A 13,620-nucleotide genomic window follows, 5' to 3' on the forward strand; every position below is an offset into this window, starting at 1 on the left:
ATGCTTGTCGTACGGCCCATCGCGCCGGCGGACCTGCCCTCCCTGGAGCGACTGGCGGGGGAAGCGGTGCCACGGCTCACCAACCTGCCGGCTCATCGCGACCGCCTCGAGGAGCGTATCGCGCGTTCCCGTCAGGCCTTTGCGGCGGCGGTGGAGTGCCCCGGCGACGAACACTACACCTTCGTGCTCGAGGACCTGGCTCGCGGCGAGGTGGCGGGTACTGCCACGGTGCGTGCCCAGGCCGGTGCCCAGGATGCCTACTACACCTACCGCCAGGAGACGCTAATCCACGCCTCCCAGCAGCTCAACGTGCGCCGCGAGGTGCAGACCCTGGCGCTCTCCCATGAGGTCTCCGAGGCGAGCCTGTTGTGTGCCTACTCGCTGGCGCCGCGCTACCGGGGTACCAGTGCCGAGAGCCTGTTGCGCCGGGCGCGTCTGATGCTGATCGCCCAGTATCCCGAGCGCTTCGCCACGCTGCTGGCGATGGCCTTCCCGGGCTTTCTGGACGATACCGGGCAATCGCCGTTCTGGAACAGCGTGGGTCAGCACTTCTTCGTGCGTGATTTCGAGGAGATCAACTACCTGGCGGGGGTGCGCTCGAAGAGCTTCATCGCCGAGGTGATGCCGCAATTCCCGCTTTACCTGCCTCTGCTCACCCCCCAGGCAAGGGCCGCCATCGGCCGTGAGCACCCCGAACATGAGTTCGCCCTGGCGGAGATGCTGGCCGAGGGGTTCCAGCGCTCTCGCCACGTCGACATCTTCGATGCCGGCCCGGTGATCAAGGCCGAGCGCGAACGCCTGCAGAGCTTCCGGCGTGCCGCCTGGCATCCGGTGCGCATCCGTCCCGCCCATACCCTGCCCGACGCCGAGCCGGCCATGGTCGCCAACCAGCGCCTGGCCGATTTCCGCTGTGTGGTGGCGCGCTATGCGCTGTCCCCCACCGGCCAGCTGATGCTGTCGCCGGAACATGCCCAGGTGCTGGGCGTGGAGGAGGGGCGTGCCGTGCTGGCCGCGCCGCTGGCCCTGCCCGGGGGAGAGGACGGCAGTGTCGAGGCGCACGATACGGGCTACGACGAGGGGGAACTGTGATGCGTATCCGACCCATCGCCGAAGGCGACCTGGAGGAGCTGCAGGCCCTGGCCCGGGAGACCGGTGTGGGCTTCACCTCGCTGCCCGACAACCGTGACTTCCTGGCCGCCAAGATCACCGCCACCGAGGAGGCCTTCCTCGAGCGCACCCCGCCGGGGCGGCGCAACTACTTCTTCGTGCTCGAGGACGAGACCAGTGGCCAGCTGGCCGGCTGCTGCGCCATCGAGGGCGAGGTGGGCCGAGAGGTGCCCTTCTATCACTATCGCCTGGGGACCCTGGCCCACTCCTCGGTACAGCTCGACCTGCACCGGACCATCGACACCCTCTTCCTGTGCTCCGACCATACCGGCAATGCCGAGGTAGCCTCGTTGTTCCTGCGTCCCGCCTACCGCGGCAGTGACCGTCGCGGTGAGCGCAACGGGGCGCTGCTCTCCATGGTGCGCTGGCTGTTCATGGCGGAGTTTCGCGACCGCTTTCCCGAGAAGGTGCTGGCGGAGATGCGCGGTGTCTTCGACGAGCAGGGCAGGAGTCCCTTCTGGCACTGCCTGGGCAGTCACTTCTTTCCCATGGACTTCGACGAGGCCGACCGACTCACCGGCCTGGGCCAGAAGAGCTTCATCGGCGAACTGATGCCCAAGTACCCGATCTACACCCCCTTCCTTTCCGATGAGGCGAGGGCCTGCATCGGCCAGGTGCACGAGCAGACGCGGCCGGCCCTGGCCATGCTCAAGAAGGAGGGACTGCGCTGGGAGGGGTTCGTGGACATCTTTGACGGCGGGCCCACCGTGGAGGCCTATATCGATGATGTGCGTGGCGTGCGCCTGTCGCGACGCTGCACGGTCACCGTCGACCCCACCCTGGACGAGGCGGGCGAGCGCCCGCGCTGGCTGGCCGCCACCACCGAGATGGCGCACTTCCGTGCCGCCTGGGTGGGGTGCGGCCCCGATGCCGAGGGCCGCCTGCGCCTGAGCCCTGTAGAGGCGGCGCGCCTCGAGGTGGAGGAGGGCGCCAGCCTGCGTATCCTGGATACCGAGGAGGAAGCATCATGAAGCCGACACAGGCGCTGCTGATCGGTGGCCGCTGGCATGCGGGCACCGCCGAGCACTTCACCAAGCATGACGGGATCACCGGCGAACGGCTGTGGCAGGGCAACGGGGCCGGCACCGAGGATGTCGATGCCGCGGTGGCCGCGGCCCGCGAGGCCTTCCCGGCCTGGGCGCGTACTCCCTTCGCCGAGCGACAGGCAATGGTGGAGCGCTTCCGCGAGGTGCTGGAGAATCACCGCGAGGCGCTGGCCACCGCCATCGCCCATGAGACCGGCAAGCCGCTGTGGGAGGCGCGCACCGAGGTGGGCGCCATGATCGGCAAGGTGGCGATCTCCATCCGCGCCTGCCAGGAGCGCACCGGTGAACGCGAGCGGGATCTGGGCGAGGCCCGCGCCGTGCTGCGCCATCGTCCCCACGGGGTGATGGCTGTGTTCGGTCCCTACAACTTCCCCGGTCACCTGCCCAATGGGCACATGGTGCCGGCGCTGCTGGCCGGCAACAGCGTGGTATTCAAGCCCAGCGAGCAGTCGCCGCTCACCGCCGATCTGACCCTGCAGTGCTGGCAGGAGGCGGGCCTGCCGGCCGGCGTGATCAACCTGGTGCAGGGCGGTGCCGAGACCGGCCAGGCGCTGGCCTCGAATCCCGGCATCGATGGCCTGCTGTTTACCGGCAGCGCCAAGGTGGGGGGCATCCTGCATCGCCAGTTCGCCGGCCAGCTGGACAAGATCCTGGCCCTCGAGCTGGGTGGCAACAACCCGCTGGTGATCAAGGATGTGCCCGACCAGGATGCCGCGGTGCTGACCATCCTGCAGTCGGCCTTCCTCTCAGGCGGCCAGCGCTGCACCTGTGCACGGCGCCTGATCGTGCCCGAGGGCCAGGTGGGTGATCGTCTCCTTGAGGCTCTGGCGGATGCCATCTCGCGACTGCGGGTGGCCGCCCCCTTCAGCGAGCCGGCGCCTTTCTACTCTGGCCTGGTCAGCGTGGCCGCCGCCGACGGCCTGCTGGCGGCCCAGGAAGCACTGGAGGCGCTCGGCGGCACGGTCCTGGCGCGCATGGAGCGTCTTGAGGAGAACACCAGCCTGCTCAGCCCGGCGCTGATCGATGTCAGCGGCCTTGAGGTACCCGACGAGGAGCACTTTGGCCCGCTGCTCAAGGTGTATCGCTACCGCAGTTGGGAAGAGGCGATCGAGCTTGCCAACGATACCCGCTATGGTCTCTCCGCCGGGCTGATCGGCGGCGAGCGCGCCGACTGGGATGACTTCCTGCTGCGCATCCGCGCCGGCATCGTCAACTGGAACCGCCAGACCACCGGTGCCTCCGGGGATGCCCCCTTCGGCGGTGTGGGCGAGAGCGGCAACCATCGTCCGAGTGCCTACTATGCGGCGGACTATTGCGCCTACCCGGTGGCCTCCATGGAGAGCGAGGACCTGCACCTGCCGGACCAGTTGCCGCCGGGAGTGAGCCTGTGAGCGAGGACCTGAAGAAGGCACAGCACGACGCGGACTACCGCGAGGTCAACTTCGACGGCCTGGTGGGGCCCACCCACAACTATGCCGGCCTGGCGCTGGGCAATGTGGCCTCGATGAGCCATGGCGGCCTGGAAGCCAACCCTCGGGAGGGGGCCTTGCAGGGGCTGGCCAAGATGAAGGCGCTGCTGGACGCCGGTTACGCCCAGGGGGTGCTGCCGCCCCAGCAGCGTCCGGATCTCGGTGCCCTGCGTGCCCTGGGCTTCACCGGCAGCGACGAGCGAGTGCTGGCCCGGGCTGCCGGCGAGGCTCCGCAGATCCTGCGCGCGGTATGTTCCGCTTCCAGCATGTGGACCGCCAACGCCGCTACCGTGACGCCGAGCCTCGATGCCCCGGATGGCCGGGTGCACTTCACCCCGGCCAACCTGCAGTCGAGCTTCCACCGCTTCCTTGAACCCGCCACCACCGGCCGGGTGCTGGCGGCGATCTTCCGCGACTCGGCTCGCTTCACCCACCATCCGGTGCTGCCAGCCACCCCGGCCTTCTCCGACGAGGGCGCGGCCAACCATACCCGCCTGGCCGGCGACCACGGCGAGCCGGGGGTGCACCTCTACGTCTACGGTCGTACCGCGTTTGGCTGGGGCACCGAGGAGAGCCCGGCGCCGCGGCGCTTCCCGGCGCGCCAGACCCTGGAGGCGAGCCAGGCGGTGGCCCGTCAGCACGGTCTCGCCGAGTCCCAGGCGGTGTTCGCCCAGCAGCACCCCGATGCCATCGACGCCGGCGTCTTCCATAACGACGTCATCGCGGTGGGCAACGGTCCGGTGCTGCTCTACCACGAGATGGCCTTCCTCGACGAGGCGGGAACCCTCGAGGCGTTGCGCGAGCGCATGAACGCGCCGCTGATCCCGCTGCGCATCCCGGGTGAGGCCGTAAGCCTGACGAATGCGGTCTCTTCCTACCTCTTCAACTCCCAGCTGCTCAGCAACCCGGACGGCTCCATGACCCTGGTGGTGCCCGGCGAGTGCCAGGAAAACGAGGCGGTCTGGCGCACCCTGCAGGACCATCTGCTGGCCGGGGCCAATCCCATCGGCGAGGTCTTGGTCAAGGACGTCAAGCAGAGCATGCGCAACGGCGGCGGCCCCGCCTGCCTGCGCCTGCGGGTGGTGCTCTCCGCCAAGGAGCGCGCCGCGCTCTCCGGCCGGGTGCTGCTCGATGAGGTTCTCTACGCCGAGTTGGTCGCCTGGGTGGAGCGCCATTATCGCGATCGCCTCACCCCCGAGGATCTCGCCGACCCGGCGCTGGCCAGGGAGTCGTTGACGGCCCTGGATGAGCTGAGCCAGCTGCTCGGCATCGGCAGCGTCTATCCCTTCCAGCTGGAGGGGGCGTGACACGCCAGGGCAACGATGAAGAGGTCAGCCACCAGCCCGTGCTGTCCTCGCCCCTGGCCGCCTACCGCGAGGCCCTGGTTCACCAGGGGTTCGTTGCCGACGAGTCCCAGCGGTGTGCTGCCGAGGCCCTCGAGGCCTGCTTCGACGCCTTGCATGGTGAGGCGCTGGGTGTCCACGGTGTCTATCTATGGGGGCCGGTAGGGCGCGGCAAGACCTGGCTGATGGATGCCTTCCACCATGGCCTGCGCGTGCCCGCCCGTCGCCAGCACTTCCACCACTTCATGCGCTGGGTGCATCGTCGCCAGTTCCAGCTCGGTGGCACGCCCGATCCCCTGCTGGCCCTGGCCCGCGAGCTTGCCGCCGAGGTCCGGGTGCTCTGCCTCGACGAGCTTTTTGTCAGCGACATCGCCGATGCCATGCTGCTCGGCCGCCTGTTGACGGCGCTCTTCGACCGGGGCGTGGTGCTGGTCTGCACCTCCAACCAGGCACCTCGCCAGCTGTATGCCGATGGCTTCAACCGCGAACGCTTCCTGCCGGCCATCGACGCCATCGAGCGGCAGATGCAGGCGATCGAGCTCGACGGCGGCCAGGATCATCGCCTGCATCCCGGGCGAGCCCGGCAGCGCTTCTGGGTCACCGAGCCTGACCAGGCGAGCCCCCTGGCGGGGCTCTTCGCCCGTCTGAGCGAGGGCCAGCAGAGGGAAACGGCACCCATCGAACTGGGCCATCGCGCCATTGCGGTGCGTGCACGCAGCGACTCGGCGGTGTGGTGCGGCTATGCGGAGCTCTGCGAACAGCCCCTTGCGGCGCTGGATTTCATCGAGCTGGTCGACCGTTTCCAGCATATCCTGCTGGATGGAGTGCCCTGCCTGAGCGATACCCGCCTGGCGGGCGGCATCGCCCGGGGTACCGAGGATGGGGTCAGTCGGGTCGAGGCGGGAGATCGGGAGTTGCCGCCGCTGTCCCGGCGCGATGACGGCGTGCGCCGCTTCATCGCGCTGGTCGACGAGTGCTACGACCGGCGCACGCCGCTATATGTGGAGGCAGAGGTGGCCATGGAGCAGCTCTATCCTCATGGCCATCTGGCCTTTCCCTTCCGGCGCACCCTCAGTCGCCTGCGCGAGATGCAGCTGGCCCGGTTCGGCACAGGCAGGTATTGACCCTCTTCCACGCAGCGGGAATTGGTCTATGCTGTGCGGCCATTCGAGGCGGGCCGGCGTAAGGAGTCAGGACGGTGAACGGGCTGATCTACTGGTTGGACATGGCGGGGGTGATCGTCTTTGCGCTGTCGGGCGTGATGCTCGCCTGCCGTTCGCGCATGGATCCCTTCGGCATGCTGGTGCTGGCCGCGGTGACCGGCATCGGTGGCGGCACGCTGCGCGACCTGGTGCTCGGCGTGCGTCCGGTGTTCTGGGTCACCGACCCTACCTACCTGTGGGTGATCCTGGTCACGGTGGGGCTTGCCATCCTGGGGTTCCACTACATCCATCGCCTGTCGCGTGGATTCCTGCCCGTGGCTGACGCCTTCGGGCTGGCGCTGTTCGTGGTGATTGGTGCCCACAAGGCGCTGCTCCTCGGTACGTCCGGGCTGGTCGCGGTGCTGATGGGGATGATGACCGGGGTGGCCGGCGGCATGGTTCGCGATATGCTGGCCCGCCGCGTGCCGATGGTGCTGCGCGAGGAGATCTATGCCACCGCGGCCATTGCCGGTGGCATCACCTATGTCGGCCTGGATGCCCTGGGAGCCCCCGGTCCGCTGGCCATCGCCCTGTCGCTGATGACCACGCTGGGCCTGCGCCTGGCCGCGATCCACTGGCATCTGGCGTTGCCGACCTTCGCCTGGGTGGAGATTCCGCGTGCGGAGGCGTCCACTCCGCCCGCCGAGCCACCCCTCGACGCCGGCCAGGCGTCCAGGCCCCCACCAGAGCCGCTGCAGCCCAAGATGCGGGTGCGCATGATTCGCCCCGATCAGTCACGACGCAGGAGAAATCGCTCATGAGTCAGCCGAACCTCCATATGCGGCTGCTGTCATGGCTTGCCCTGTCTGTGCTGGTGATGCAGCTCTCGGCCTGCGCCGTGCAGCCATCTGCTGTCGACCCTGCCGAACGCCACCGCCTTGCGGCCGAGCGAATCCGGGCGACCTATGAGGCAGTGTTGCCCGAGTTCTCCACCAGCAAGCGCCGCCACTACGCCCAGCGCCTCTACCGAGTGACCGGTGATGCGCGTTACCTGCCGGCCAATCGCGAGTACATGGCGCATCTGGAGGAGCGCCTCGAGGCCGAGATCGCCGAGTTGGCGGTGCCGGGGCAGGTCGAACGGCTCTCCAGGCAGAGTGTCGAGGGCTACCCGCGGCGCACCGAGAAGCAGCGTGCCCGGGCCGAGATGTTCACCGAGTGGGAGGAGGTCGCCTACGCTCGTGGCCTGCTGTTCCGGCTGGTGCAGGCGCACTACCACGGCATGCTGGACGAGATCACCGACCACGAGCGGGCGCTGGAGTACCTGGGAGACCTGCCCTGGGCAGCGTTCCTGACCGACCCCGACGTGCTGGGAGTGTATGCCGCCCAGGTCGCCAATCAGGTGCATTTCCTCCATCAGCTCGGGGTGATGGACCTGCGCCGTGAGGTGGAGGCCGCCTTCCGGCGGCGCTATCCCCCCGACACACTGGCGACCCTGACCACTGAGGAGTACCGCAACTGGCTCTATGGTTTGACTCACTTCGTCATTGCCGCCAGCCGTTACTACCAGCAGGAAGTGGATGCCGAGGCGTATGCCTGGGTACTTGAATCATTCGAGGCGCAAGCGGGGCGGATCATGCGCGATGCCACCGAGGATATCCAGGCGGAGGTGGCGCTGAGCTTCCTGCTCACCGGTCGCGATGGGCATCCGCTGGTCGGGCGAGTTCGCGATGCCCTGGCCGCAGCGGTGGACCCAGCCAGCGGCATGATTCCCTCGCCAGGCGGCAGCACCGACCTGGAGAGGGGAGAGCACCGCAACGTGCTGGCGATCATGGTGCTGGGGTGGCAGGGGCGGCTCTATCCGGGACCAGTATCGCCTTGAGCATCACGTGTTCATGGCGGCCCTATCTTGAGGCGTCTCCATCCGTTCCAGTTGTTGAGAGAGCTGTTCCTGGATATGCCGGTAGAGAGGTAGTAACTGCCTGTTCATCCCTGCCTCGGCCTGCTGCCGGTTTATGCAGTAGGCGCTTCTTCTGCCGTGCAGGTTGATTGGCTCACCGATCTGGGTGAAGTAAAAGCCTGACATGGATAGAAGGCGACGTAGTCTCGGTTCCATCATGGCAAACGCCAGGCTTTTGCCGGTCAGTCTCCCCGCTGCGTATCCCGTCAGGAATAGTGCGCTGACCAGGAATGAAAATATTTCTTGCTCTTTTTCAGTGAACTGGTGGGGGTTGTCCGTCACTCCGGGGACTTCATTTCCCTTGAAGCGAAGCCTGAATTCACGTGCAATTGCCAGTCGTGAGATTTCGTAATAACTGGATTTGGAAAGATTGTCAGGGTGGAGGGGTGTGGAGTAGAGGCTCTCTTCTGCATAGGATTGAAGAGGCAGCTTGTCTAGTGGGGGAAGAGCGCCTGGTTGAGGCATGACTAATCGAGTGCATGCAGCAATTAATCCGGTTCTCCGATGACGGATGAGACAGTGAAGCGCATTTCTGTCAAATACATCATATTCAAGGCGTCGCTTCAGATCTGCGGGATCAATGCCCTTTAGCTCTTCACAGTAGACATCATGGCGAAGGCGGAAGACTTCCTCTTTTTCAGCCTCGCTTACGGCAAGCTGGAAGCTGAACTCATCCATGAATCGTGCCAGAAGAGGTTCCATATCCTGAGGGGCTTCGTTGGTGGACGCGGAAGTCTTCATTCCATTTTTTTCCCTTTCATAAGGTTGTCAGTCGAGGGCTTACCAATACTCGAAAAGGTAAAGGCTTTACTAATTTCCATGGGTTTTCCGAGGTGATAGCCCTGGCCGTAGGAGATGCCATAAGAGCGCAGGATAGGAACAAGAGCTTCTTGGTCGACAAACTCCGCAATCGCCTGTTTTCCGAAGCCGGTGGCGATATCGGCGATTGCCTTGACGATAACCCGGCTATCGGCATCGACTGGCAGGTTGCGGATAAAGCTGCCATCGATCTTGATGTAGTCCACCGGCAGCTGGCCCAGATAGTGGAAGCTGCTGAATCCGACACCGAAATCGTCAAGCGCGGTGCGGCAACCGAGTTCACGAAGGGACTGGAGGACGCCTCGCGCCGTCGAGAAATCCGTCACCGCGGCGGTCTCTGTCACCTCAAGGATCAACTGCCCGGGAGTCGCTCCGCTGGCACAGAGTTCGCTGGCCAGATACTGCGTCAAGCCACCGTCATGGAGCGACTGTCCCGACAGATTGATGGCCAGGCTGATATCGCTGTCGTTGATCTGGGCCAGCGCCCTCAGCGCATGGTGAATCACCCAGCGGTCAATCTGCAGTATCTGTCCACTGCGTTCTGCCACCGGGATAAAAACGCCAGGTGAGATCAACTTGCCGACCTCGTCCTGCATCCTCAGTAGCACCTCATAGTGGCGAATATCACGGTCCTCCAGGCGCACGATGGGTTGCACCATCAGCTCGAAGCTGTGTTCCTCCAAGGCGCGGTGGATGCGCTCCTCCCAGTAGACACGCTCCTGGAGTTCTCCGCGGGCGTCCTCAAGGGTCGAGAGAAGGTGCCAGCGTTGGCTGGTGGAGGCCTTAGCCTTGTACATGGCCATGTCGGCACTGGCCATCAGATCGATGGCATTGTCGCCGTGTATCGGAAATAGCGCGATCCCGACGCTGGCTCCCGCGCGGTGGCGGCGCTCCCCGACGTCGAGCACGACCGTGGCCAGGATCTGGTTGACCTGCTGGGCGATGCGGGTCGCCAGGATCTCGTCTGCGCCGCTTACCATCAGGGCGAATTCGTCACCGCCGAGTCTGGCCAGCGTGCCACGGTGGCCCAGTTCCTCGCCCAGCACCGTGGCGACCTTGCGCAGCAGTTGGTCCCCCGCCTGGTGGCCGCTCAGCTCGTTGACGTCCTTGAACTGGTCCAGATCGAGCAGCAGCAGGGCGCCCGAATACCCCTGGGTGATGGCTGTGTCGAGAGCCTCCTTGAGGAAGCGACGGTTGTAGAGCCCGGTCAGGGGGTCACACTCGGCGAGCCAGGTCAGGCGTGCCTCGGCGGCCTTTCGCTCGGTGATGTCGAGGCCGACGGAGATGCGACCATCGGGCTCGTCGGGGCCCGCAGGAAGAAGGGCGTGGTACCAGGCGATGGTATGCCGCTTGCCGTCGGCGGTAGTGAGCTGCCGCTCTTCCTGTCCCTTGCCATCGTTGCCAGCCAGCGACTGGCGTTGTCCTCCAAAGACATCGTCGAAGAGGCGCCCGAGCAGCAGCTTCTCGCCTACTCCCATCACCGAAAGGGCGTAGTTATTGACCAGGGAGATCCGTCCATCAGCATCCTGGGTAATGATGAAGACACGCGCGGTATCCAGCAGGCTACCGATAAAGTCCCGCTCGTGTGCCAACTCGTCCACCCGCTGCGCGAGCTGTTCGCCGCGGGAGTTGACCTCCTTTTCCAGGGTCTCCAGCTGGTTGGCGAGGCGCAGCGTCGAGCCCTCGAGGATATCGATCTCATCCGAAAGCCGGGTGGAGGGGGCGGACACGGCATTTCGAACCTGGTCAAAATCCCCCTGGGCGAGGTTCGGCAACACACCCGAGATACGTCGAAGACGGGCCATGGGGCTGAGCAGGATGGCCAGCAGGAGCAGTTCCGCGGCCAGCCAGCCGCCGAGACCAATCATCGCCAGGGTGCGGGTATCCTGTCTGATGGCCTGGATCTGGTCGGTGATATCGTTGGTGAAGAGCACATAGCCGGTGCTGCGGTGGTCGCCGTCTTCATCCATACGTACCGCGCTCAGCTCCATTTCCCGGCCCATGTGGTTGAAGCGGCGTGGGGTCCCGGTGAGCTCGTCCAAAGAGGCCTCGTATGACGCCTGCTGCATCAGCGGCAGGCTGCGCTCCTGCCCGGTCAGGGCGATCAGCTGTCCCTGCCATCGTGGCAGCTGGCGCTCGTCGGAGATATCGGTGTCCTGCAGGTCACCAGTGACCAGCAGGGCAACGTCACCCTCAGCGATCTGGTGGGCCTGGCGCATGACGTCGGCCAGCGAGCGCGACAGGATCACTACACCGGTGCTTCGGCCTTCGACCAGTACCGGCACGGCGGCGTACTGGCGGCAGTCACTGGAGCAGCGCAGGGCTGTCAATGGCGTTTCGGACTCCATCACCTTGTGCACCCACTGCTGTACCGGTCGGCCGTTCTCTGCCTGAGAAGTGCCCCACTGGGCAGCCCTGTTACCTTCGGCGTCGAACAGCAGGATCTCGTCGACTCCCGATTCCAGCTGCAGGGTCGGCCACTGCGGCCCAAGGCTCTCGAGTAGCGCCTCGCCGGTGCGCCGGGTTAGGGCGGCGCCCAACCCCTGGGTAGCGGCGACCAGCGACGCCAGCTGACGTACCCCCTCAGCGGAACGTTCCATCGCCAGCCGTATCTCACCGGCCTGGCGTCGCGCACTCTCGGCGCGGCTCTCCTCGAACTGACGCGTGAGATTGGCATGGCCGACCCAGGAAAAGGCCAAGACCAGACCGAGTACCAGCATGCTGCTCAGCGCGATAACGCGCCAGGTCAGGCTGAGGCGATGGCGGGGTGATTTAGATTGACTCGCTGAACTCATCTCGCCGAGGCTTCCTGGTCCAATGCGGGCGCCTAGAAGCGCAGGGAGAGCTGGAATAGCATCATGTTCCAGCGGTCACTTGTCTCTGAAGGGTCGGGGTTATCCTGCACGGGTAGCCATCCGGTCCCATCGACACGATGATACTCCGCAGCCAGCATCAGGCGGTGACTCACATTCCACTGCAGCCCCAACGTGAGGTCATCAGCGTACTGGCTGTGTGCGGGGCCAGCCCCACTGGCTTCGTAGGCACTGCCTGAGCGATCATCGCGATTGCTGGTCAGGCTGTCGTAGCGCACCAGCCACTGCCAGTTGTCATGGAAGCGGCGAGTATATTGCAGATACCAGCTTTCGCCAGTGACATCGAAGTTAAGGAAGGGGTTTGCGAATCCCTCAAGTGTGGACTTACGTATTGCATACTCGCCAGTAAGGCTCCAGAGCTCTTCGTTGTATTGCAGTGAAATTACCCAAGGCTCAAAGTGGAAGTCGCCACTATTGAGGTGGGGGGCCTGAGGCTCGAACCTGGCCTTGGCGCTTGCGGTGCTGATCGCCGCGATGACCCTTCCACCATCGTGCTCGTACTTTATTTGCGCAATGGTGGAATCGCGTGGCTCAAGTTCTCCTGGCGTATCTTCCAGCCTCATTGTGCGCCGCAAGTCATCCTCTGCTTGAGGTTTTCCAAAGCCTACCTGCGTTCTCAGCGTGCCTCTGGGGAAGTTTTCTTCGTAATAGAGGGCGGCTCCGTCACCGGAAAGTGCCAGAGAGCGTGTCCGGTCGAAATAGATCGACTGGGGCAGCAGGATGCTGGGGCGCGTGAAGGCGACATCGCGAGTCTGGTTATAGAAGCCGAATGGGTTTTTACTGCGCCCCAGTTGAATGCCAAAGGTTCTTTCCTGATTGGAAACCATCTGATAATCGAGTACCCCATAATCCAGAACCGGTCTGGCATCGCTGCCATCTCCCCCGGCACGTCGGCTGAGCACCTGGGCTGCCAGGAGCACGTTCTCGTGGGGACGGAGCGAGACATTGGCTCCGATCTCGGTGTACTTCAGGCTGCCGCCGTCTTCACTGCTGGGACCGAAGAAGTTGTTATCGTCGGTGATCACCAGCGCCTGGCTGAGGAAGCCATGCATCTGGAGGGTATCCAGCACCTTCTCGCTGGCGAGTGCCGGTGCCGACAGGCTCGTCAGCGCGGTCGCCAGGACGAGCGCGCGTCGTCCTTCAATCCATTGAAATGACTTGGATACGGTCATCCAGGTACTCCCTCTCCAGATAGCCCATTGCGCCGGGGGTGGTGGCAATACGCTCGAGCATCTCGGCCTGGTGTCTCACGCGGTCCGGCGCCTGGCCGGTGCCGGAGAAGACCATGCGGTCCCATGCCAGCTGCAGTTGATGGGGATAGACGGTGAGGCGCTCCTTGACGAAGCGCTCGTGCACCGGGTGGTCATTGGGCAGCACGAAGACCCGTGCGGCCTGGCCGTTCGGCCAGGTACGCTGGCGCATGGCGAAGATGGCCCGGGTGGTGTCGCGCGTGAGGCGTTGGGTGGTGACGTCCGGATGGGCGACCAGCAGCACGGGCGGTTCGTCGGCAACGGCCTTTGTCCCCATCAGGGGCAACAGGCAGAGCAGCAGGGCGGCTCTCAGCCACGCCATGTCTCGACCTCGAGCAGAGATACGTCGCGAGATGGCAGCGAGGCGAGGTGGCAGCGTGTCGTCATGGCGTATCGGCTTCCCTATGTTATGTCACGGGTACAGGCCTCGCGCTGACCGTGGTCGCGCCGACACGCAGCGGTGTGCCGTGACGGGCATCTGGTAATACGCTACATGAAGGGAAGGGAATGTAAAGCGGGGGCTTCAACGCAGGCTGCCCGGCGGCACCGCCGCC

General features: G+C 65.1%; 11 protein-coding genes. 7 read left to right on the forward strand and 4 right to left on the reverse strand.

Annotation, left to right across the window (positions count from 1 at the left end; all coding sequences use genetic code 11):
• From ACJ7IV_RS02990 to ACJ7IV_RS03020, 7 genes are all read left to right on the forward strand, one after another.
• Complete coding sequence (locus tag ACJ7IV_RS02990; RefSeq protein ID WP_483865698.1) at positions 1 to 1,089, forward strand: arginine N-succinyltransferase; 1,089 nt, start codon at positions 1 to 3, stop codon at positions 1,087 to 1,089.
• Positions 1,089 to 2,138, forward strand: coding sequence for an arginine N-succinyltransferase (gene astA, locus ACJ7IV_RS02995; RefSeq protein WP_483865699.1), 1,050 nt, complete (start codon positions 1,089 to 1,091; stop codon positions 2,136 to 2,138). Before ACJ7IV_RS02990 ends, astA begins: the two co-directional genes overlap by 1 nt.
• Complete coding sequence (astD, locus tag ACJ7IV_RS03000; RefSeq protein WP_483865700.1) at positions 2,135 to 3,604, forward strand: succinylglutamate-semialdehyde dehydrogenase; 1,470 nt, start codon at positions 2,135 to 2,137, stop codon at positions 3,602 to 3,604. The genes astA and astD overlap by 4 nt, the downstream gene beginning before the upstream one ends.
• Entirely contained in the window at positions 3,601 to 4,989 is a 1,389-nt protein-coding gene (gene astB / locus ACJ7IV_RS03005) for an N-succinylarginine dihydrolase (RefSeq protein WP_483865701.1), read from the forward strand. Before astD ends, astB begins: the two co-directional genes overlap by 4 nt.
• The gene (gene zapE, locus ACJ7IV_RS03010) at positions 4,986 to 6,149 is read left to right on the forward strand and encodes a cell division protein ZapE (RefSeq protein ID WP_483865702.1); all 1,164 of its coding nucleotides are present in this window, start codon (positions 4,986 to 4,988) and stop codon (positions 6,147 to 6,149) included. Before astB ends, zapE begins: the two co-directional genes overlap by 4 nt.
• Positions 6,150 to 6,223: 74 nt before the next feature.
• A complete protein-coding gene (locus ACJ7IV_RS03015; RefSeq protein ID WP_483865703.1) occupies positions 6,224 to 6,988 on the forward strand; it encodes a trimeric intracellular cation channel family protein in 765 nt (254 codons plus the stop codon).
• The gene (locus tag ACJ7IV_RS03020) at positions 6,985 to 8,046 is read left to right on the forward strand and encodes a DUF3541 domain-containing protein (RefSeq protein ID WP_483865704.1); all 1,062 of its coding nucleotides are present in this window, start codon (positions 6,985 to 6,987) and stop codon (positions 8,044 to 8,046) included. The genes ACJ7IV_RS03015 and ACJ7IV_RS03020 overlap by 4 nt, the downstream gene beginning before the upstream one ends.
• 3 nt (positions 8,047 to 8,049) lie before the next feature.
• On the opposite strand, the gene ACJ7IV_RS03025 is transcribed toward ACJ7IV_RS03020, so the two are convergent.
• From ACJ7IV_RS03025 to ACJ7IV_RS03040, 4 genes are all read right to left on the reverse strand, one after another.
• Positions 8,050 to 8,865, reverse strand: coding sequence for a PEP-CTERM/exosortase system-associated acyltransferase (locus ACJ7IV_RS03025; RefSeq protein ID WP_483865705.1), 816 nt, complete (start codon positions 8,863 to 8,865; stop codon positions 8,050 to 8,052).
• Positions 8,862 to 11,663, reverse strand: a complete 2,802-nt coding sequence (locus tag ACJ7IV_RS03030; protein ID WP_483865706.1) for a bifunctional diguanylate cyclase/phosphodiesterase — start codon at positions 11,661 to 11,663, stop codon at positions 8,862 to 8,864. Before ACJ7IV_RS03030 ends, ACJ7IV_RS03025 begins: the two co-directional genes overlap by 4 nt.
• Before the next feature lie 107 nt (positions 11,664 to 11,770).
• Positions 11,771 to 12,988, reverse strand: coding sequence for a hypothetical protein (locus ACJ7IV_RS03035; protein ID WP_483865707.1), 1,218 nt, complete (start codon positions 12,986 to 12,988; stop codon positions 11,771 to 11,773).
• On the reverse strand, positions 12,957 to 13,388 hold the full coding sequence (locus ACJ7IV_RS03040; RefSeq protein ID WP_483865708.1) for a hypothetical protein: 432 nt from the start codon (positions 13,386 to 13,388) through the stop codon (positions 12,957 to 12,959). The genes ACJ7IV_RS03035 and ACJ7IV_RS03040 overlap by 32 nt, the downstream gene beginning before the upstream one ends.
• Positions 13,389 to 13,620 lie beyond the last annotated feature (232 nt).

Source organism: Halomonas sp. C10-5 (assembly GCF_057169305.1).

Bases quoted from the DNA above. Each gene is read 5' to 3' on its own strand.
- ACJ7IV_RS03025 (WP_483865705.1), bottom strand. From the start codon at position 8,865: ATGAAGACTTCCGCGTCCACCAACGAAGCCCCTCAGGATATGGAACCT.
- ACJ7IV_RS02990 (WP_483865698.1), top strand. From the start codon at position 1: ATGCTTGTCGTACGGCCCATCGCGCCGGCGGACCTGCCCTCCCTGGAG.
- astD (WP_483865700.1), top strand. From the start codon at position 2,135: ATGAAGCCGACACAGGCGCTGCTGATCGGTGGCCGCTGGCATGCGGGC.
- astA (WP_483865699.1), top strand. From the start codon at position 1,089: ATGCGTATCCGACCCATCGCCGAAGGCGACCTGGAGGAGCTGCAGGCC.
- ACJ7IV_RS03040 (WP_483865708.1), bottom strand. From the start codon at position 13,388: ATGGCGTGGCTGAGAGCCGCCCTGCTGCTCTGCCTGTTGCCCCTGATG.
- ACJ7IV_RS03030 (WP_483865706.1), bottom strand. From the start codon at position 11,663: ATGCTGGTACTCGGTCTGGTCTTGGCCTTTTCCTGGGTCGGCCATGCC.
- ACJ7IV_RS03035 (WP_483865707.1), bottom strand. From the start codon at position 12,988: ATGACCGTATCCAAGTCATTTCAATGGATTGAAGGACGACGCGCGCTC.
- ACJ7IV_RS03020 (WP_483865704.1), top strand. From the start codon at position 6,985: ATGAGTCAGCCGAACCTCCATATGCGGCTGCTGTCATGGCTTGCCCTG.